The sequence below is a fragment of the Azospira restricta genome (assembly GCF_016858125.1).
Classification (GTDB): Bacteria; Pseudomonadota; Gammaproteobacteria; order Burkholderiales; family Rhodocyclaceae; genus Proximibacter; species Proximibacter restrictus.
This window is the reverse complement of sequence record NZ_CP064781.1, coordinates 3,137,404-3,158,322: the sequence shown is the minus strand read 5'-3', so window position 1 is coordinate 3,158,322 and position 20,919 is coordinate 3,137,404. Positions and strand designations below refer to the sequence as shown.

The following is a 20,919-nucleotide window of genomic DNA, read 5'->3' as shown; positions in this document are numbered from 1 at the left end:
CCGTCTACTCCCAGGCCAGCGCGCCGCCGGTCTGGTACTCGGTGACGCGGGTCTCGAAGAAGTTCTTCTCCTTGCGCAGGTTGGCCTGCTCGTCGAGCCAGGGCAGCACGTTCCCGGCGCCGGGGAAGGGTTCGCCGAGCCCGAGTTGGCGCGCGCGGCGGTTGGCGATGAAGCGGAACTGGTCGACGTGCAGCTCGGCGTTGTAGCCGAGGATCGGCTCGCGCAGGATGTAGCCGGCATAGGCCGCCTCGGCCGCCTCGGCTTCGTCCCACAGGCTGCGCAGCGCGGCCGGGTCGAGCGTCAGCTCTTCCTCCTTGAGCAGCTCGCGCACGACGCGGATGCCGAAGGCGCAGTGCAGCACCTCGTCGCGCATGATGTACTGCAGCTGCTCGGCGGCGCCCTTCATCAGCCCGCGCCGCTGCAGCGCGAAGATCGGCGTGAAGCCGTTGTAGAACCAGCAGCCCTCGAAGATCGCGGCGAAGAACAGGTAGGAGAGCGCGAACTCGTGCAGGTTGTCGCGGTCGGCGAGGTCGAAGTCGGAGCGCAGCACGCGCTCCAGGCGGCGGTTGGCGAGCGCGATCTTGCCGTGGATCGCCGGCACCACGCGGTAGCGGTTGTAGATCTCCTGCTGGTCGAGGCCGAGGCTCTCGATGCAGTGCTGGTAGGTCCAGGTGTGCAGCGCCTCCTCGTAGACCTGCCGCGCCTGGTAGATCTGCAGCTCGGGCGCGCTCATCTTCTCCATCACCGCCAGGCCGATGTTGCGCATCGCCAGGATGTCGGAGGTGGTCAGGTAGGCGAGCACGTTCTCGAAGACGTGGCGCTCGGCGGCGGTGAGCCGGTGCTGGTAGTCGTGCACGTCCTGCGCCATGCTGATTTCCAGCGGCGTCCAGTGGTTGCGGTTGGCCTTCAGGAAGAACTCCCAGGCCCACGGGTACTTGAACGGTGCCAGCTGGTTGATGTCGGCGTGGCCGTTGACGATGCGCTTGTCGGCGGCGTTGACCGGCGCCAGCCCGGCCGGCAGCTCCCTCCCCTTCAAGGGGAGGGTTGGGGTGGGGATGGGGGGAGTCAGCGGCAGCGTGATAACCCCATCCCCCTCCCGGCCTCCCCCTTGAAGGGGGAGGAGAGTGGACTCCCGGCCTCCCGCCTCAAGAGGGAGGTGGGCAGGGTTCCGGCTGTCTGCCGGAAGGGAAGGCGAGAGGCTGGGCGTATCCCAGTCGTCGAAGCGGAAAGCGGCGTTCATGGCTTGGGCCTTTGCATGTTCGGTAAGGAAAATCCGTCAGCGTCAGCCAACGGTCCTGGCAACTAGCGGTTAGTCAACCTGAATCCGGTTGATGTAACCCATCGTCATTCCGGGCTTGACCCGGAATCCAGTGGGGTATTTCTGGATTCCGGCACCCCAAGGGCACTTCCTGCGGGGCGCTTTCGCCGGAATGACGAACTTATCCATCTGTTTCAACATGACTGGCTACTCGGGGCGGACTTCGCGGAAGCGCTGCCGGCGGTCCCAGTCGACGTAGAAAATCCCGCCGCGCTCCGCCTCGAAGCTCAGCAGCCGCTCGCCGTTCAGCGACACGGCGCTCTCGCCGCGCGAGAAGTCGAGTTCCGGCTCGCTGCCGCCGCGATTGACGACGATCATCGGGATGCCGGTTTCCCGCGTGCGCCGTTCCCAGGCGTCGCCGGGCCCCATGCCGGCGACCGGCGGCCAGTTGGCCGGCGTCAGCAGGATCGCCGCCCCCTGCGCCGCCTGCCGGGCGGCCGGCTCGGCGGCCCAGGTGTCGGCGCAGATCAGCGTGCCGACGGCGAGGCCGTCGACGACGAACGGCGGGCGCCCGCCGTCGCCGGCCTGCGACCAGCTTTCGGCGCCGCCATGCACGCGCTGCTTGCGGTAGGTGCCGAGGATTGTGCCGTCGCGGTCGATCGCGGCGACGCTGTTGTGCAGCCGGCCGCTGGCCGCGTCGCGCTCGGCGACACCGACGAACAGCGCGACGCGGTTGTCGCGGGCGATCGCCGCCAGCGTGCCGATCCAGGCGTCCGGGAACGACGCGATCCAGTCGGTGCCGATGCGCTTGGCGAAGTGGTAGCCGGTCTCGGCCAGTTCCGGCGTCACGATCCAGTCGGCGCCGTGGCGCACCGCCTCGCGGATGGCGTCCTCGATGCGCGCGCGGTTGCCGGCGATGTCGCCCGGCACGGCGTCGAGATGCAGCAGCGCCAGGCGCAGGTCGCCGGCCGCCTTGGCCGGCCCGGCCGGCGCGGTTGAGGCCTCGGCGAAGCGCTTGCTGCCCGGCAGGAATACGCCGTCCTGCCTGCCCAGCGCCTCGACCACCGCCTGGTAGGTCGCCTTGCCGATCAGTTCGCCGATCCGGCTGTGGCCGCCGGTGTAGGTGGCGCGCGGCGCGGCCGTTCCCGAGACCATGATGATGCTGTCGGTGCCGGTGCCGGTCGCCTGCGCCCCCGGCGTATAGCTGCTCGGCACCCGCAGGTCCTCGAGCGCCGCCGTCTTGCCTTCGGTGACGGTGATCAGCGCGCGCGCCAGCGCCGCGTCGCTGAGCGCGATATTGCTCAGCACCATGATGTTGATCGTGCCGGCCGGCGCTTCCTCTTCGATGTAGGTGCCGGCATCGACGCCGGTGCGCTGTGCGTTGTTCCGCGCCCCCGCCGTCGCCAGCACGGTCACCGTCAGCGGGCCGTGGCGCCGCGTGACGACGGCGAGATTGTCCATGTCGGCGGCGGTGCCCATGCGGGCGACCGCGCTCCGCGGCAGCCCCAGCCGGTCGGCTGTCGCATCGCGCACGCCTTCGCTGTAGCGCTTGCCCGCCGTGCCGAGCCGCGCCCACAGCCGCGGATGCGCGGCATGGTTGATCGCCGCCCGCGCATCGAGCAGGCCGTCGCTGGTCGACAGCACGCGGCGTTCGCCGGCAAAGCGGACGACCAGCGTCTTCTCCCACAAGCCGTCGCGTTCGGCGCGCAGGATCTGCAGCGTGGCGCCGAGTTCGTCGGGCAGCGCCGATTCCGCCGCTGGTTTCGCCCCCGGCGCCGCCGCCGACACGGCCAGCGGCAGCGCCAGCAGCAGCGCCAGCCCGCGGCGCAGGACAACGATCATCGTCGACTTCATTGGCATGCCTCGCACTCGGGGTTGTCGATGCTGCAGAAGCGCGGCGCTTCCTCGGCCGCGGGCGCGGCCTCGTCGCGGCCGCCGGCCTGTTCGGCCTGGCTGGCGCCGAGCGTGCGCAGGTAGTAGGTGGTCTTCAGCCCGCGCCGCCAGGCCAGCTGGTAGATCTCGTCGAGCTTGCGGCCCGACGGCGTCGCCAGGTACAGGTTGAGCGACTGCGCCTGGTCGATCCACTTCTGCCGGCGCGCGGCAGCCTCGATCAGCCAGACCGGGTCGATCTCGAAGGCGGTAGCGTAGCGCGCCTTGAGCTCGTCGGGAACGCGCTCGATGCGCGAGAGCGAACCGTCGAAGTACTTGAGGTCGGCGACCATCACCTCGTCCCACAGGTCGAGCGCCTTCAGGTCGCGCACCAGCGCGGCGTTGACGACGGTGAACTCGCCCGACAGGTTCGATTTGACGTAGAGGTTCTGGTAGGCCGGCTCGATGCTGGCCGAGACGCCGACGATGTTGGAGATCGTCGCCGTCGGCGCGATCGCCACGCAGTTCGAATTGCGCATGCCGTGGCGGGCGATGCGCTCGCGCAGCCCCGCCCAGTCGAGGCGCGCGCCGCGGTCGACCTCGACGTCGCCGCCGCGGCCGGCTTCGAGCAGGTCGAGCGAGTCGAGCGGCAGGATGCCGCGCTCCCACAGGCTGCCGGCGAAGCTCGAATAGCGGCCGCGCTCCTCGGCGAGCACGGTCGAGGCGCGGTAGGCGTGGTAGCAGACGGCCTCCATGCTGCGGTCGGCGAAGTCGACGGCAGCGTCCGAGGCGTAGGCGATGCCCAGCTCGTAGAGGCAGTCGGCGAAGCCCATGATGCCGAGCCCGACCGGGCGGTGGCGCAGGTTGGCGTTGCGCGCTTTGGGCGTCGCGTAGTAGTTGAGGTCGATCACGTTGTCGAGCATACGCAATGCCGTGGCGATCGTGCGCGCCAGCTTGTCCTGGTCGAGCTCGCCGTCCTTCAGGTGGGCGACGAGGTTGACCGAGCCGAGGTTGCACACCGCCGTCTCCGAGTCCGAGGTGTTGAGCGTGATCTCGGTGCACAGGTTCGAGCTATGCACGACGCCGGCGTGCTGCTGCGGCGAGCGCAGGTTGCAGGCATCCTTGAAGGTCAGCCAGGGGTGGCCGGTCTCGAACAGCATGGTCAGCATCTTGCGCCACAGCTGCACCGCCGGCACCTTCTTGTGCAGGCGGATGGCGCCGGCGGCGGCCTGCGCCTCGTAGGCGGTGTAGGCGGCGGCGAAGTCGGCGCCGAAGCGGTCGTGCAGGTCGGGCACGTCGGACGGCGAGAACAGCGTCCACTCGCCGTTCTGCCGCACGCGCTGCATGAACAGGTCGGGAATCCAGTGCGCGGTGTTCATGTCGTGCGTGCGCCGGCGCTCGTCGCCGGTGTTCTTCCTGAGGTCGAGGAACTCCTCGATGTCGAGGTGCCAGGTCTCCAGGTAGGCGCACACCGCGCCCTTGCGCTTGCCGCCCTGGTTCACCGCCAGCGCCGTGTCGTTCACCACCTTGAGGAAGGGGATCACGCCCTGGCTCTGGCCGTTGGTGCCGCGGATGCGGCTGCCCAGCGCGCGCACCGGTGTCCAGTCGTTGCCGAGGCCGCCGGCGTACTTCTGCAGCAGCGCGTTCTCCTTGACCGCCTGGTAGATGCCGTCGAGGTCGTCGGCGACCGTCGTCAGGTAGCACGACGAGAGCTGCGGGTGCAGCGTGCCGCTGTTGAACAGCGTCGGCGTCGAGCACATGAAGTCGAAGCGGGAGATCAGGTCGTAGAACTCGATCGCGCGCGCCTCGCGGTCGATCTCGTTCAAGGCCAGCCCCATCGCCACGCGCATGAAGAAGAGCTGCGGCAGTTCGATGCGGCGCCCGTCGACGTGCAGGAAGTAGCGGTCGTACAGCGTCTGCAGGCCGAGGTAGCCGAACTGCAGGTCGCGCTCCGGCTGCAGCGCGGCGGCCAGGCGCGCCAGGTCGAAGCCGGCCAGGCGCGGGTCGAGCAGGCCGGCGGCGACGCCCGCGGCGACGAAGTCGGGGAAATATGCGGCGTTCGCCGCCGCCAGTTCGTCGCTCCGCACGGCGCGGCCGAGCGTTTCGCGCGCCAGCGCGGTCAGCAGCAGGCGGGCGGCGACCTGGTTGTAGGCCGGCTCGCGCTCGATCAGCGTGCGCGCGGCGAGGATCAGCGCCTGGTCGACGTCGGCGCGCGGCACGCCGTCGTAGAGGTTCTTCAGCGCCAGGTCGAGCACCGCCGTCGCCGCCACCGCCCCGCCCAGCCCGGCGCAGGCGTCGTCGCAGACGGCGAGCAGCGCCGCGCGGTCGAGCGGGCGGCGCTCGCCGCCGTCGGTCACGTGCAGCGGCGGCGCCAGTTCGTCGGCGGCGGTCACCGCCGCGGCGCGCTCGGCGGCGCGGCGTTCGCGGTAGAGCACGTAGGCGCGCGCCACGTCGTGCTCGCCGGCGCGCATCAGCGCCAGCTCGGCCTGGTCCTGGATGTCCTCGATATGCACCGTGCCGCCGTCGGGCAGGCGCCGCCTCAGCGAGCGGGCGACGGTCTGCGTCAGCCGCGCGACGATCTCGCGGACGCGCGACGACGCGGCGCTCTGGCTGCCCTCGACGGCGAGGAAGGCCTTGGCCAGCGCGACGGCGATCTTGTCGGCGTCAAAGGGAACGACGGCGCCGTTGCGGCGGATCACCTGCAGCGCGGCGAGCGCGCTGTCGTGGCCGGCGGGCAGGGGCAGAACATGGGCGAAGGCAGGGGAAGGCAAGGCGGCTCTCCGTGGTGGGGGCGAAGCACGCGGGGAATGCCGGAAATGGGCGGTCCGGGCCGCAGGCGACGCGGCGCCGGCCCGATGGGCGCAAGCCCGGGAGCGGATCGGCACAACGCGGCAAGGGCAGGATCGGCACGCACACACCTCTCGTCAGGGGCACCCCGCCCCGTGAATGAAAGAAGGTTGGTCGCGGCAGGTCTCCTGGCTCTCGGTTCAACGCGCCTCGCCCGCCTTCCCGGAACGCATCCAGTGGCCATGGGTGAAAACTACGTGGCGAGGCACTCGCCGATGACAGTTGCGGGGGCAGCCCCGGAATTCGGTTCCGCGCGAACGCGGAGCCGGCACCGGATTCCCTTTTAATCCCCGGGCGGGGAACCATCAACGCCGCCGAGTGTAAGCCAGCGGCGCGGGCGGGGTCAATACCGGAACACTAGCGGTAGTAGGTTGGCGGTGGAAAAGCACTAGATGCAGTGCATGCCGCCCGCCGCCGGCTAGGCATCGCGCCGGCGGGCGACGATGCGGAAGTGCAGGTCGAGGCGGTCGGCGACGCGCAGCGCGCCGTTCAGCGCGGTCAGCGGAACGATGCCGAAGTCGCTCTGGCGGAAGTCGATCCGGCCGGCGACGGCGATGCCGTCGGCCAGCGTTTCGCTGCTCACCGGCACGTCGAATTCGCGCGTTGCGCCGTGCACCGTGATCGCCGCGCGCACGGTCGGCGCGTCCGGCGCGTCGCGGCGGACGGCGATGGTGGCGAAGGGGAAGCGGCCGGCGTCGAGCACGCGCGTCAGCATGTTGCGCCGGGTGCCGGCGATCGCCCGCTCGTCGGGCGGCTCGGCGAAACCGGCGGCGGCGCGCTGCGCCGGGTCGTCGACGACCAGCCGCGCCAGCGCCAGGTAGAGGTCGGCGCGGCCGGCGTCGAGGTCGACCTGGCCGCGCAGGTCGTGGCTGGCGACGACGTGGTCGTGGCCGAGGCGGGCCAGCGGGCCGTCGCGGCGCACCTCGACGACGATCCGCGACTGCGCCGGATCGACCTGCAGCACCCGGTGCCCGGCTGCCGCCGCGCGGCGGTAGTCGGCTGCCGGAAAGCCGGCCGGCGGTTCGGCGGGCGGCGCGAGCGCGGCCTCCTCCGGCGGTACGCCCGGCGCGCACGCGGCGAGCACGGCGACGGCGAGCGCCAGCAGCCAGCGTCGGGCAGGGCGACTCGCCCGGCCGGCCGCCATCCTCAGGCCTCGTCTTCGCCGCGCGCCGCGGCCAGCCCGCGCAGCAGCGCCGCGACCTGGCGCGCGCCGGCCGGCGTATCGAGCATCTCCAGCGGCGCCAGTCCGCCGAAGTCGCGCCGCGGTCGGCGCAGCCAGCGCAGCGCGCGCTCGCGGTTGCCGAAGGCGGCGATCGCCAGTTCGAGCAGCGCCGCTTCCTGCGCGTCGTCGGCGGCCGCCGGACCGCCGGCGCGCGGCACGATCGGGATCGTCCGCGGCATGCCGGTCAGCGGCCGACCCACGGCAGCGGCGGCGCCTTCAGCGGCTCGCCGTCGTAGCCGGCGACGCGGCCGAAGCGTTCGCCGTAGCCGCTTTCCCAGTCGCGCTGCGCCTGTGCGACATCCTCCTTGCTGCCGCCGACGAAGTTCCACCAGATCACGATCTCCTCGCGCCGCGGCTCGCCGCCGATCAGCAGCAGGCGGGTGCCGGGGGCGAGGTCGAGCGCCAGCGCGTTGCGGCCGCTGCCGAGGTAGGCCAGCTCGTCGGCAGCGATGCGTTCGCCGCCGAGGTGCACCTCGCCGGTGAGCGGCAGGATGCCGTACTCGAAGCTGGGGTCGAGCGGCAGCCCGATCGCCGCGTTTTCCGGACTCATCAGGTCGAGGCCGACCAGCGGCGAGTGCAGCCGCGTCGGCGCCACCTGGCCGCCGAAGCTGCCGGCGAGCAGCGTCGCCCGGCAGCCGCCGATTCGCCACTGCGGCAGCGCCGGATGGTGCTCGAAGGCCGGCGCGCAGCCGGCGACCTCGGGCGGCAGCGCGATCCACAGCTGCGCCGCGTGCAGGCGGCGCTCGCCGGGCAGCGACTCCTCGGTATGGACGACGCCGCGGCCGGCGGTCATCAGGTTCACCTGGCCGGGGCGGATCAGCTGCTCGTTGCCCAGGCTGTCGCGGTGCAGCACCTCGCCCTCGATCAGCCAGGTGAAGGTCTGCAGCCCGGTGTGCGGATGCGCGCCGACGCGCATGCCGGCGCCCGGCGCGAAGCTCGCCGGGCCGGCGTGGTCGAGGAAGCACCAGGCGCCGATGGTGCGCCGGCCGCGCACCGGCAGCACGCGCCGGACGGGAATGCTGCCACCGATCTCGGCGCTGCGCGCGGCGATGCGTTCGATGGGCGGTGGCGGGGGGCGTTGCGGCTTGCCTGGCTTCATGGCGTTTTCCTCCGATTGGCAGGTGGCCCGGGGGCGGCGCTTGCTTTCGACACTATAGCGGCGGCGGCCATTCAATTCCCGCGGAAATTCGTCGTCGCGGCGAAAGGCTTGCGTGGAGGCGGGACCGCTCCGGAGTCCGGCGCGGTCCGACGTGGGCGGCCGCGACGCCAATAAAGGCTGCGCCGCCGATCGCTCAAGCCTCCCTGCGCACGCGCCGCCCGTGCAGCGGCACCGGATGTCCGTGCCGGTCCATCAGGATCAGCGGCACGCAGCGCTGGCGGTCGTCGTGGATGGCGACGCAGTCGAGGCACTGGAAGCAGTCGGCGTAGCGGATCGCGCCGCTCTCCTCGATCGCGTTGTAGGCGCAGGCGTGCCGGCAGCGCTGGCAGGGCTGGCCGCATTCGGCGCGACGCGGCAGCCATTGCCAGCGCCGCGTGCGGGCGAGCACGGCGAGCGCCGCGCCGAGCGGGCAGATCCACCGGCAATAGCCCTTGTAGGCGAAGGCGCCGAGCGCCAGCGTCGCCAGCGCGTACCACAGCGCCGGGCCGGCGCGGTCGAAGCCGAGCGTGATCGCCGTCTTGAACGGCTCGGCCTCGACCAGGCGGTCGGCGAGCGCCGGCGCGAACGCCGCGGCGGCGAGGATCGCCACGAGCAGCGCGTACTTGATGCGGCCGAGCGCGCGGTCGAGCCGCGCCGGCACCTTCCACTGCGGCACGCGCAAGGCCTGCGCCGCCTTGCCGACGAACTCCTGCAGCGCGCCGAACGGGCACAGCCAGCCGCAGAAGGTGCCGCGCCCCCAGACCAGCAGCGTCAGCACGGTGAAACCGGCGACCGCCAGCGTCACCGGGTCGTAGAGCACGAAGCCGAGGTCGCGCCCCTGCACCAGCGCGGTCAGCGGGCCGGAGAGGTTGACGATCGAGAGCTGCCCCTGCGCGTGCCAGCCGACGAAGCCGAGCGTCGCCGCCAGCACCGCCCAGCGGAACGCGGCGAGCCGCTGCGGCCGCGCCACCAGCCGGCGCTGCGCGAAGAGCGCCGCGGCGAGCAGCGCGAACAGTGCGCCGAGCGCGGCGAGGTCGGCCGCGCGGTTCTGCCACACCGCCTTCCAGGCGCGCGTCTCGGCGCTCTCGGGGATGTCGAAGAAGCGCTCGGGCAGGCGCTGCTCGACGACCAGCTCGCGCGCGACGCGCTCCGGCCAGACGATGCCCTTCTGCCGCTCGACGCGCAGCGCCAGCTGCCACGGCCGCGCCGGGTCGAAGCCGGCCTGCGCGGCGACGCGGAAGGCGGCGAGTTCGGCGAAGGCCGGCGCGCCGGCGACGGCCAGATCGACGTCCAGGTCGCGCAGCTCGATCGGCAGCCCGTTCTGGCGCAGCGCCAGCCGCTCCGGCACGCCGCCGCGGACGAAATCGTCGCCGATGAAGCCGAGGCGGCCTGCCGAGGCGACCAGCAGCGCGTGCTGCCCCGGTTCGAGGCGCGCCATCAGCTGCCGCCAGCGCGCCTCGCCGAGCAGGTTGCGGCCGACCGTCGGCACGTTCAGGTAGGCCAGCCACAGCTCGCTGGCGGCGTCGTCCGGCCGCGCCAGCGCCGCCGCGTCGGCGCCCTCGACCGCGCTGCCGGCGAACAGCCGCTCGACCTCGGCGTTGCTCGCCGCGAGATGCGCGACGTCGCCGCGCGCGACCAGCACCGGCCAATCGAGCGGCTCGAACACGCCGTCGCGCACCCGCGCCGCCTCGCGCGCAGCGCCCGCCGGCGCGAAGCCGAGCCTGGCGCGCGCCACCTGCAGCGCCGCGGCGAGCACCGATTCGTTCAGGATGCGCACCGACGCGGTGGCCTTGGTGATGCCGTCGAGCTCGTCGCTGCCGGCGCGCCGCGCGCCGTGCGCGATGCGGATCGGCTGCTGCAGGCGGCGCCCCTTGTACTGCTCGACGAAGCGCAGCAGCGGCTCGACGCCGAGCCCGTCGACGAACACCGGCTCGTGCTGCGACAGCACGCGCAGATCGATGAAGTGGCCGTCGCGGTCGATCGCGATCAGCAGGTTGAACGGGCTGCCGGCGAAACCGGGGATCGGCGCCAGGTCGATCGACTCGAAGGCGTAAGCCATCACCTTCTCGGTCGGCCCGTCGAGCTTGACGATCGGCCACACCGGCAGCGCCTCCTCCTTCGCCTCGATGCGGATCGCGTCGGGGAAGAAGGCGCGCAGATCGGCCTGCGTCAGCACGCCGGCGGCGGCCGGCAGCGCCAGCAGCAGCGCGGCGAGCGCCGCCAGCCGCGGCAGCAGCTGCGTTGCGCAGCGGCGGACGCTGGTCCGCGCCATCGAGTTTTTCCGCATCGTCGCCTGTCTCCCCGGCAGCCGTGATCGGGGAGTTGCGCAAGAGGCATGCCATCGTCTTTGGTGGCGACGGCCGGGCGGCAACGGTTCGCCCGGAGGCCGTGGCGACGCGGCGTGCGGCGGGGTGAGGGCGGCGCACGACGGATGCCGCTGGCGCAGGGCTGCGCCATTTTGGAGCAGCCGGTTGCTCCGATGGGGGACGGGGCGTGGCCGAGTGCCGGAAACCGATTGCGCGGGCAGTTCTGCGCTTCGCCTCCGCGATGAGACAATCCGCGGCATGGCATCCACTCCCTATCGTCCGCCGCCGCACCGGGGGCTTTCCATCCTCTATCTGTCGGCGCAGCTGATCGTCGTCGACAAGCCCAGCGGTCTGCTGAGCGTGCCGGGGCGCGACGCCGGCAAGGAGGACTGCCTGTCGCGCCGCGTGCAGGCCGAGTTTCCCGACGCCCTGATCGTCCATCGCCTGGACCTGGGCACCTCGGGCATCGTCGTCATGGGGCGCGGCGCGCAGGCGCAGCGCGAGCTCAGCATTGCGTTCCAGGAGCGCCGGGTGAAGAAACGCTACCAGGCCCTGGTCGACGGGCACTGGACGGCTGCCTCCGCGGGCGAGATCGACCTGCCCATCGGCGTCGATGGGCCCCGGCACCCGAAGCAGAAAGTCGATCACGCCACGGGCCGGCCGTGCCTGACCCGCTATCGCGTTCTCGACATCGACGCCGCGCGCGCCGTGTCGCGCATCGAGCTCGAACCCGTTACCGGGCGCTCGCACCAGCTGCGGGTGCACCTGGAAGCGATGGGCCACCCCATCCTCGGCGACGACTTCTACGGCACACCGGCCTCCTTCGCCAAGGCCGGGCGCCTGACGCTGCATGCCTGCCGGATCGAGCTCGCCGATCCCGAAACGGGGGCGCCGCTGCGCATCGATTGCCCGCCGCCGTTCTGAGCGGTGCGTCGTGAATATGCGAAGCGTGAGTTGTCGGAGATAAAGGGGGCGGCTTCGTTTGAACTTCTGGAAGGTCAATTGAAGCTGACCCCTTTAGCACAAAGAAAATTCTGGCCGGCTGCATCGATAGCGACGACTTCAGCAATATGTCATTGTCTGGAACGCCGCGGCTCAGTAAAGTTTCAGGCTTCGAAGAAAATTCCGGTGTGCCGGCTCGGAAATCACCGCCGGCACCCTTGAAAGCAAAGCAACAATGAACCAACCCGCACTCTCCGCCTTCCTCTGGTCCGTCGCCGACCTCCTGCGTGGCGACTACAAGCAATCCGACTACGGCAAGGTGATCCTGCCCTTCACCGTGCTGCGCCGCCTCGACTGCGTGCTCGAATCCACGAAGCAGGCCGTCCTCAAGGAGTTCGCCGACAGGCAGAAGGCCGGGCTGAACCCGGAGCCCTTCCTGCTGCGCAAGGCCGGCCAGAGCTTCTACAACACCTCGCCGCTCGACATGAGAAAGCTCATGGGCGACCAGGATCACATCCGCGAGAACCTGTTCAGCTACATCCAGGCATTCTCGCCGGCCGTGCGCGATGTCTTCGAGCGCTTCGAGTTCCATACCCAGGTCGATCGGCTGCACAAGGCCGGGCTGCTCTACCAGGTCACCGAGCGCTTTGCGCAGGTCGACCTGCACCCGGAGGCGGTCGATAACCACCAGATGGGCCTCGTCTTCGAGGAACTGATCCGCAAGTTCGCCGAAATCTCGAACGAGACGGCGGGGGAGCACTTCACGCCGCGCGAAGTCATCCGCCTGATGGTCAATCTGATCTTCATCGAGGACGACGACGTGCTCTCGAAGCCCGGCGTCGTCCGCACCATCTACGACCCGACGGCAGGCACCGGCGGCATGCTGTCGGTGGCCGGCGAGTATCTGGAAGAGCACAACCCGCAGGCGCGGCTCACCGTCTTCGGCCAGGAGCTGAACCCCGAGTCCTACGCCATCTGCAAGGCCGACATGCTGATCAAGGGGCAGGATGTCGCCAACATCAGCTTCGGCAACACCCTCTCGGACGACGGCCACCCGCACAAGAAATTCGACTACATGCTCTCCAACCCGCCCTTCGGCGTGGAGTGGAAGAAGGTCGAGAAGGAAATCCGCAAGGAGCACGAAAGCCAAGGCTTCAACGGCCGCTTCGGCCCCGGCCTGCCGCGCGTCTCGGACGGCTCGCTGCTCTTCCTGCTGCACCTCATCAGCAAGATGCGCCCGGCGGCCGAGGGTGGCAGCCGCTTCGGCATCGTCCTCAACGGTTCGCCGCTGTTCACCGGCGGCGCCGGCAGCGGCGAAAGCGAGATCCGCCGCTACGTGCTGGAGAACGACCTGCTGGAGGCCATCGTCGGCCTGCCGACCGACATGTTCTACAACACCGGGATCGCCACCTACGTCTGGATCATCAGCAACCGCAAGCCGGCTGCGCGCAAGGGCAAGGTGCAGCTGATCGACGCCAGCGGCTTCTGGCAGAAGATGCGCAAGAGCCTCGGCTCCAAGCGCAAGGAGCTTTCCGACGAACACATCGCCGAGATCACGCGCCTGTTCGGCCAGTTCGTCGAGGCGAAGCAGGACGGCAAGCCGATCAGCCGCATCTTCAGGAACGAGGACTTCGGCTACCGCACGATCACCGTCGAACGGCCGCTGCGCGATGCGGCGGGAAAGATCGTGCTCGGCGAAAAGGGCAAGCAGAAGGGCAAGCCGCAGGCGGATTCTTCCCTGAGGGACACCGAGAACGTGCCGCTCGCCGAGGACGTGGAAGCCTACTTCAAGCGCGAAGTGCTGCCGCATGCGCCGGATGCCTGGATCGACCACGACAAGACCAAGGTCGGCTACGAGATTCCGTTCAACCGGCACTTCTACGTGTTCACGCCGCCGCGCCCGCTCGCCGAGATCGACGCCGACCTCAAGGCGGTGACCGACCGGATCAAGCAGATGATCGGGGGGCTGTCGGCATGAGGGTTAAAGTTGGAAGAAGAGGGATAAAGTGGGAAAAAGTGCTGCATAGTGCTATAGTATTTGGCAACAACACCCGCCAAGGCTATGCGCGAGAGCGTATCCTCAAACCGGCGGGTTCCTTTTTTGTGGGGCGCGAATCATGAAGCGCGCCTTCACGAAACCGCCAACCACCTGTGCGCAACAGGTTGCCCTGCTGCAACGGCGGGGGATGATCATCGACGATGTGCATCAAGCGGCGTTCTATCTCGAACATCTCAATTATTACCGCTTGGCGGCTTACTGCCTGCCTTTCGAGGCAGATCATGCGACACACACCTTCAAGCCGGGTACCCGGTTCGATGCGGTACTGAATCTCTACATCTTCGATCGTGAACTCCGGCTCTTGCTGCTGGATGCGATCGAACGCATCGAAGTGTCTGTGCGCACGCAATGGGCCCATCAACTGGCTCACCGCCACGGAGCCCATGCGCATCTCGATCCGAGCCTTGCCAAGGACTGGACGGCCTGGGTAACCACCAGCAATCAGCTCATTGCAGAAGTTGGGCGGTCGAAGGAAAGCTTCATCGAACATCTGACCAGCACCTACGAGGAACCACTCCCTCCTGTCTGGGCAATCTGCGAAATCATGTCGCTCGGCCTGCTGTCGCGACAGTACAAGAATCTCAAACCCATGGCGACGCGCAGCGCAATTTCGGGTACGTATGGCATCGACCAGCAGGTCTTCGAATCATGGCTGCACCACCTGACGTTCATTCGTAACGTCTGCGCGCACCACAACCGCTTGTGGAACCGCGAGTTCACGATTACCCCGCAATTGCCAAGGAGCAAGCCCCGTGCCTTGCATGGCCAATTCGTCAACGGCTCGCGAAAACTCTACAACACCGTCCTGATCCTTTTGCATTTCATGAACGTGATCGCGCCCAGCCACCATTGGCGGGAGCGCCTGAAAGCGCTTGTCGTCAGGCACGGCATCGATTGTTCGGCGATGGATTTCCCTGCCGACTGGCTGGATCGCGATCTTTGGAGAGAGGTGGCATGAGCTTCCCGCGTTATCCCGAGTACAAAGACAGCGGGGTCGAATGGCTGAGGGAGGTGCCAGCGCATTGGGGCGTGAAACGCTTGCGATTCGTTGCCGACCTGAATCCCTCCAAATCAGAGCTTGCGTCGTTTGACCGATCCTTCGAGGTCTCTTTCTTGCCGATGGAAGCGATCGGCGATGACGGCTCGTTGAATCTGGAACGGACGCGACCGATTGGCGAAGTTGAAACGGGCTACACATATTTTCGCGAAGGCGACGTAACCGTCGCAAAGATCACGCCGTGTTTCGAGAATGGCAAGGGCGCTGTGATGCGCGGGCTGATCTCAGGGGTTGGGTTTGGCACGACGGAACTGGTCGTTGCGCGACCCAAGGCCACCGAAGCGACGAGCGAATACCTACATTGGCTTTTTATCTCGCGCCCGTTTCGACAACTTGGTGAAGCCGCGATGTATGGTGCGGGCGGTCAGAAACGGGTGCCCGATGAATTCGTGCGCAATTTCGCGGTTGCTTTTCCCGATGTGGCTGAGCAAGGTGCCATCGCAGCTTTCCTCGACCACGAAACCGCCAAGATCGACGCGCTGGTGGCCGAGCAGGAAAAACTGATCGCCCTGCTCAAGGAAAAGCGCCAGGCCGTCATTTCGCATGCCGTCACCAAGGGCCTCAACCCCGATGCGCCGATGAAGGATTCGGGGATCGAGTGGCTGGGGGAGGTGCCGGCGCATTGGGAGGTGGGCCTGCTGAAACGCTTTTCCGATGTGCTCGATTGCAAACACCACACTGTCCAGTTCCTCGATGAAGGCTTGCCGATCGTCAGCATCCGGGAATTGCGCGACGATCGGATTGCATTGAACGATGCAAAGCTGACCTCACAGGACGAGTGGGATTTCTTGCGCGATGGTCGTGTTCCGCAACGCGGTGACATGATTTTCTGCCGTAATGCGAGTGTAGGTGCAGTTGGCTATGTCGACTTCGATGCTCCTTTCTGCATGGGGCAGGACGTGTGTTTGATTCGCTCCAATTCGAAAAGCCGCTTCATGCATTTCCAATTGACTTCCAATTTTGTCCGGAATCAGATCGAGGCGTTCTTGGTTGGAGCAACGATTCGCCGCGCAAACGTCGAAGAAATTCGGGGGTTACTGGTGACGTCGCCTCCTGTTGGTGAACAGGAGGTAATCGCGGAATTCCTAATGGGGGCAATCACGAAGTTCGATGCTTTGTCGGCAGACGCAGAAAAGGCCATTGCCCTGCTTAAAGAACGCCGCACCGCCCTGATCTCCGCCGCCGTCACCGGCAAAATCGATGTGCGCGGTTTTGCCGCCGCCCGGGAGGCCGCATGAACGAACAAGCGCTTCAGGACTACTTGCTGACGCACTTCCCGAAGGAGGGTGACGCCTGCGAGTGGAAGGAGTTCAAGAACCTGACGCATGCGGTGAGCGGGCGCAAGGGCGACGACATCGCCAGCTACGTTTCGGCCATCGCCAACATGGAAGGCGGGCATCTGGTGGTCGGCGTCGAGGACGGCACGCTCAAGATCGTCGGCATCCAGAACCTCGCCGACTATACGCCGGAGAACCTGCGCCAGCGCCTTCTCGGGCGTTGCACGAATCTGGATTCCGAGGGCTTTCGCGTCGAGCCATTCCTGACCGACGACACACGGAAGACGGTCTGGGTCCTGCACATCCCGAAGCACAAGCCGCGACTTCCGGTGTACGCGCACGACAAGGCATGGCAGCGGCTCGACGACAGTCTGGTCGAAATGCGATCCGAGCGGCTGGACGCGATTCTCGGCGAGTCGGTCGATGTGGTGGATTGGTCGGCTCAGGTGGTGCCAGCGGCGATGCCGGCCGATCTCGACCTCGGCGCGCTGGTGCTGGCGCGGCAGAAGTTCAAGGAGCGGCATCCGACCGCTGCGTTTTTCGACCAGATCGACAGCTGGTCGACCGAGGTGTTTCTCGATCGCGCCAAGCTGACCGCGAACGGGCAGCTGACACGTGCCGCCTTGCTGCTGCTCGGCGGGCCGTCGGCCGTTCATCTGCTGTCGCCGCATCCGGCGCAGATCACGTGGAAGCTGGAGACGGAAGAACGGTCCTACGAGCATTTCGGCCCGCCGTTCCTGCTGACGACGACTCAGGTTCTGCAGCGCATCCGGAACATCAAGCAGCGGCTGTTTCCGGCGAATCAACTGCTGGCGACCGAGGTGCTCAAGTACGACACGCGCGTGATTCTCGAAGCGCTGCACAACTGCCTGGCGCATCAGGACTACACGCGGCAGTCGCGCGTCCTGGTGACCGAGAAGGTGGACCGGCTGATCTTCGAAAACGCCGGCGGATTCTTCGAGGGGCATGCCGAGGACTACTTCACCGGCGAGCGCACGCCGAGCCGTTACCGCAATCCGTGGCTGGCGCAGGCAATGGTCCAGTTGGGCATGATCGACACGATGGGATACGGCATTCATGCGATGACGCTGGCGCAGCGGCAACGCTACTTCCCCTTGCCGGACTACGGACGGTCCTCGGCCAACAGCGTGGTTCTGGAGATTTTCGGCCACACGCTCGACGAGAACTATTCGCTGCTTTTGCTGGAAAAGCAGGATCTGGACATTGCGACGGTCATTCTTCTGGATCGGGTTCAGAAGCGGCTTCCGATCCCGGACAGCGTAGCAGCGTACCTGAGACGGCAAGGGCTGATCGAAGGCAGGAAGCCGAATTTCTACCTGTCGGCATCGGTTGCCGAATCAACCAACGAGCAGGCGACCTATACCCGGAACAAGGGGCTGGAAAAGGAACAGTTGAAGCAGTTTGTCCTGAGCCATCTGCGCCAGTTCCAGCCGATCAGCCGGAAAAAATTAGCCGATTTGCTGATACCAATGCTGCCCGATGGCCTGACAGACCAACAGAAAATAGACAGGGTAAGAAATCTGCTTGCTGAGATGCGGGCTAGAGATGGCACGGTTTGCAGCGAAGGCAAGGGGCCTACGGCTGTGTGGCGTCTCCGTTCCCGAGTCGGCTAAACCCGGAAAAATTTAGCCGACTTTAGCCAATTTTTAGCTAACTTTTAGCCAACTCTGGCCCAGTACCCACAACACACAACCATGAGCCTGCACAAGGAAATCGAGTTCGAGAACGACATCTGCGCCCATCTGGCCGGTGCGGGCTGGCTGTATGCCGAAGGCGATGCCGCCGCCTACGACCGCGCCCGCGCGCTGTTCCCCGCCGATGTCCTGGCCTGGGTGCAGGCGACGCAGCCGACAGCCTGGGAAAGCCTGCACAAGAACCACGGCGCGGCGGCCGAGGCGGTGCTGCTCGACCGCCTGCGCAAGCAGCTCGACGACCGCGGCACGCTCGACGTGCTGCGCCACGGCATCGAGCTGCTTGGCCTGCGCCAGCCGCTGGCGATGGCGCAGTTCAGGCCGGCGCTGGCGATGAACCCCGAGCTGCAGGCGAGGTACGCGGCGAACCGCCTGCGCGTCGTCCGCCAGCTGCGCTATTCGCTGTTCAACGAGAACGCCATCGACCTCGTGCTGTTCGTGAACGGCATCCCGGTGGCGACGGTGGAGCTGAAGACGGACTTCACGCAGAGCGTGGAGGATGCCGTCGACCAGTACCGCTTCGACCGCGACCCGAGGCCGAAGGGGCAGGCCGTGGCCGAGCCGCTGCTCGATTTTCCGCGCGGTGCGCTGGTGCATTTCGCCGCGAGCACGCGCGAAGTGCGCATGACCACGAAGCTGCAAGGTGCGGCAACCGGCTTTCTGCCCTTCAACCGGGGCGACCACGGCGGCGCCGGCAACCCGGTCAATGACGGCGGCTACCGTACCGCCTACCTGTGGGAAGAGGTCTGGGCGCGCGAGAGCTGGCTGGAGATCATCGGCCGCTATCTGGTCACGAAGCGCGACAGCAGGAAGCAGATCGTCGGCATGATCTTCCCGCGCTACCACCAGCTGGCGGCGACGCGCCAGCTGCAGCAGGCGATCCTCGCGGAAGGCGTCGGGCGGAAATACCTGATCCAGCATTCCGCCGGCTCCGGCAAGACGAATTCCATCGCCTGGACCGCGCATTTCCTCGCCGACCTGCACGACGCCGGGAAACGCAAGCTGTTCGACTCGGTGCTGGTGATCTCCGACCGCAACGTGCTCGACGCGCAGTTGCAGGAGGCGATCTTCGATTTCCAGCGCACCACCGGCGTCGTCGCCACGATCACCGGCGAGGCGCAGAGCAAGAGCGGCGAGCTGGCCGAGGCGCTTTCCGGCGGCAAGAAAATCGTCGTCTGCACGATCCAGACTTTCCCCTTCGCGATGAAGGCGGTGCAGGAACTGGCCGCCACCGAGGGCAAGCGCTTCGCGGTGATCGCCGACGAGGCGCATTCGTCGCAGACCGGTTCGGCGGCGGCCCGGCTGAAACAGGTGCTGAGCGCGGAAGAGCTGCAGGAACTGAACGACGGCGGCGAGGTGAGCACGGAAGACCTGCTCGCCGCGCAGATGGCGGCCAAGGCCGGCGACAGCGGCATCACCTATGTCGCCTTCACGGCGACGCCGAAATCGAAGACGCTGGAACTCTTCGGGCGGCGGCCGAACCCCGAACTTCCCGCCGGGCCGGACAACCTGCCGCAGGCGTTCCACGTCTATTCGATGCGGCAGGCGATCGAGGAGGGCTTCATCCTCGACGTGCTCAGGAACTACACCCCGTACAAGCTGGCCTTCAGGCTGGCCAGCGGCAAGGAGGAATGGGACGAGAAGGAGGTCGAGCGCAGCGAGGCGATGAAGGGCATCATGCGCTGGGTCCGGCTGCACCCTTACAACATCGCGCAGAAGGTGCAGGTCGTCGTCGAGCATTTTCGCGAGAACGTCGCGCCGCTGCTGGCCGGGCACGCCAAGGCGATGGTCGTCGTCGGCAGCCGGCTGGAAGCCGTGCGCTGGCAACTGGCGATCGACAAGTACATCAAGGCGTCGGGTTACAGGCTCGGCACGCTGGCGGCCTTCTCCGGGGAGGTGGCCGACACGGAAAGCGGGGCCGAGCCGCTCACCGAAAACAGCAGGCTGCTGAATCCGGCGCTGAACGGGCGCGACATCCGCGAGGCGTTCGCCACCGATGACTACCGGATCCTGCTCGTCGCCAACAAGTTTCAGACCGGCTTCGACCAGCCGCTGCTGTGCGGGATGTACGTCGACAAGCGTCTTGCCGGCATCCAGGCCGTGCAGACGCTGTCGCGCCTCAACCGTGCCTACCACGGGCCGTACGGCAGGAAGGACACGACCTACATCCTCGATTTCGTCAATGAACCCGAGGACGTGCTGGCGGCGTTCAAGACCTATTACGAAACGGCCGAGCTCGCCGGCGTCACCGATCCGCACCTCGTGTACGACCTGCGCGCCAAATTGGACGCGACCGGCTACTACGACGACAACGAGGTCGAGCGCGTGGTCAGGGTCGAGCTGGACCCGAAGGCGCACCAGTACGAGCTGGCGGCGGCCATCGAGCCGGTGGCCGACCGCCTGTTGAAGCGTTACAAGGCCGGGCAGGACGCGTTGCGCGCGGCCCGGGATAAAAAGGATGGGGCTGCGGAACAGCAGGCGCAGGATGCGCTGAACGAACTGGTTCTGTTCAAGCGCAACCTTGGCGCCTTCCTGCGCGTGTATTCCTTCCTCTCGCAAATCTTCGACTACGGCAACGCCGACATCGAGAAGCGGGCGATCTTCTACAAGCGTCTGCTGCCGCTGCTGGAATTCGGCCGCGAGCGGGAGGGGGTCGATCTTTCCGGCGTGCAGCTGACCCACCACAAGCTGAAGGATCTCGGCAAGCGCAATCTGCCGCTCGGCGTGGGCGAGCCGGACAAGTTGCAGCCGCTGACCGAGCCCGGCAGCGGCGAGGTGCAGCAGAGAGAAAGGGCGATGCTCGGCGAGATCATCTCGAAGGTGAATACGCTGTTCGACGGCGAACTCTCCGACGACGACAAGCTCGTCTACGTGAATCACGTGCTGAAGGGCAAGCTGCTCGAATCGGAGATTCTCGTTCAGCAGGCGGCGAACAACACCAAGGAGCAGTTCGCGAACTCGCCCGATCTCTCCAACGAACTGATGAATGCCATCCTCGATGCGTTTGCTGCGCACACCACGATGAGCAAGCAGGCAATCGACTCGGAGAAGGTGCGGAACGGGCTGAAGGATATTCTGCTCGGTCCGGCGCAGCTGTATGAGGCGCTGAAGGGGCGAGGAGAGGGCCGAGCCCCTGCTAATGGTTGAGTCGCCCCGGCGCTCGGAGTCGACTCCGAGCGCCTGTTCTACGGCGTAATTCCGCTGCTCGGCACAAAACGGCTGGAATACCGCT

Annotated in this window: 13 protein-coding genes and 1 riboswitch; of the genes, 6 read left to right on the top strand and 7 right to left on the bottom strand. The window is 67.5% G+C overall.

What is annotated here, in order from left to right; all coding sequences use genetic code 11:
• Positions 1-4: 4 nt before the first annotated feature.
• From IWH25_RS15095 to IWH25_RS15065, 7 genes are all read right to left on the bottom strand, one after another.
• Positions 5-1,036 carry a ribonucleotide-diphosphate reductase subunit beta gene (locus tag IWH25_RS15095; protein WP_238998920.1) on the bottom strand — a complete coding sequence of 344 codons (1,032 nt, stop codon included), beginning with the start codon at positions 1,034-1,036 and terminating at the stop codon, positions 5-7.
• 429 nt (positions 1,037-1,465) lie between these two features.
• Entirely contained in the window at positions 1,466-3,118 is a 1,653-nt protein-coding gene (locus tag IWH25_RS15090; protein WP_203386585.1) for an adenosylcobinamide amidohydrolase, read from the bottom strand.
• Positions 3,109-5,898 (bottom strand): ribonucleoside-diphosphate reductase subunit alpha, encoded by a 2,790-nt coding sequence (locus IWH25_RS15085; protein WP_338022673.1) that lies wholly within the window; start codon positions 5,896-5,898, stop codon positions 3,109-3,111. The genes IWH25_RS15090 and IWH25_RS15085 overlap by 10 nt, the downstream gene beginning before the upstream one ends.
• A gap of 177 nt (positions 5,899-6,075) precedes the next feature.
• Positions 6,076-6,297, bottom strand: a riboswitch (cobalamin riboswitch).
• Between the two features lie 95 nt (positions 6,298-6,392).
• Positions 6,393-7,118: a YceI family protein gene (locus IWH25_RS15080; RefSeq protein WP_203386584.1), complete on the bottom strand. Its 726-nt coding sequence runs from the start codon at positions 7,116-7,118 to the stop codon at positions 6,393-6,395.
• Between the two features lie 2 nt (positions 7,119-7,120).
• Positions 7,121-7,375, bottom strand: coding sequence for an MbcA/ParS/Xre antitoxin family protein (locus IWH25_RS15075; RefSeq protein WP_203386583.1), 255 nt, complete (start codon positions 7,373-7,375; stop codon positions 7,121-7,123).
• 5 nt (positions 7,376-7,380) lie between these two features.
• The gene (locus IWH25_RS15070; protein ID WP_203386582.1) at positions 7,381-8,295 is read right to left on the bottom strand and encodes a pirin family protein; all 915 of its coding nucleotides are present in this window, start codon (positions 8,293-8,295) and stop codon (positions 7,381-7,383) included.
• Between the two features lie 193 nt (positions 8,296-8,488).
• Positions 8,489-10,606 carry a 4Fe-4S binding protein gene (locus tag IWH25_RS15065; RefSeq protein ID WP_203386581.1) on the bottom strand — a complete coding sequence of 706 codons (2,118 nt, stop codon included), beginning with the start codon at positions 10,604-10,606 and terminating at the stop codon, positions 8,489-8,491.
• A gap of 292 nt (positions 10,607-10,898) precedes the next feature.
• Between IWH25_RS15065 and IWH25_RS15060 the strand changes: the two genes are divergently transcribed.
• The 6 genes from IWH25_RS15060 to IWH25_RS15035 all read left to right on the top strand — a co-directional run bounded on the left by IWH25_RS15060 (position 10,899) and on the right by IWH25_RS15035 (position 20,834).
• Positions 10,899-11,564 carry an RluA family pseudouridine synthase gene (locus IWH25_RS15060; RefSeq protein WP_203386580.1) on the top strand — a complete coding sequence of 222 codons (666 nt, stop codon included), beginning with the start codon at positions 10,899-10,901 and terminating at the stop codon, positions 11,562-11,564.
• 253 nt (positions 11,565-11,817) lie between these two features.
• Entirely contained in the window at positions 11,818-13,560 is a 1,743-nt protein-coding gene (locus tag IWH25_RS15055) for a type I restriction-modification system subunit M (RefSeq protein ID WP_203386579.1), read from the top strand.
• Between the two features lie 139 nt (positions 13,561-13,699).
• Positions 13,700-14,599, top strand: a complete 900-nt coding sequence (locus IWH25_RS15050) for an Abi family protein (RefSeq protein ID WP_203386578.1) — start codon at positions 13,700-13,702, stop codon at positions 14,597-14,599.
• The gene (locus IWH25_RS15045; protein WP_203386577.1) at positions 14,596-15,936 is read left to right on the top strand and encodes a restriction endonuclease subunit S; all 1,341 of its coding nucleotides are present in this window, start codon (positions 14,596-14,598) and stop codon (positions 15,934-15,936) included. The genes IWH25_RS15050 and IWH25_RS15045 overlap by 4 nt, the downstream gene beginning before the upstream one ends.
• Positions 15,933-17,609, top strand: coding sequence for an RNA-binding domain-containing protein (locus IWH25_RS15040; RefSeq protein WP_203386576.1), 1,677 nt, complete (start codon positions 15,933-15,935; stop codon positions 17,607-17,609). Before IWH25_RS15045 ends, IWH25_RS15040 begins: the two co-directional genes overlap by 4 nt.
• A gap of 81 nt (positions 17,610-17,690) precedes the next feature.
• Positions 17,691-20,834 carry a type I restriction endonuclease subunit R gene (locus IWH25_RS15035; RefSeq protein WP_203386575.1) on the top strand — a complete coding sequence of 1,048 codons (3,144 nt, stop codon included), beginning with the start codon at positions 17,691-17,693 and terminating at the stop codon, positions 20,832-20,834.
• The last annotated feature ends 85 nt before the right edge of the window (positions 20,835-20,919 follow it).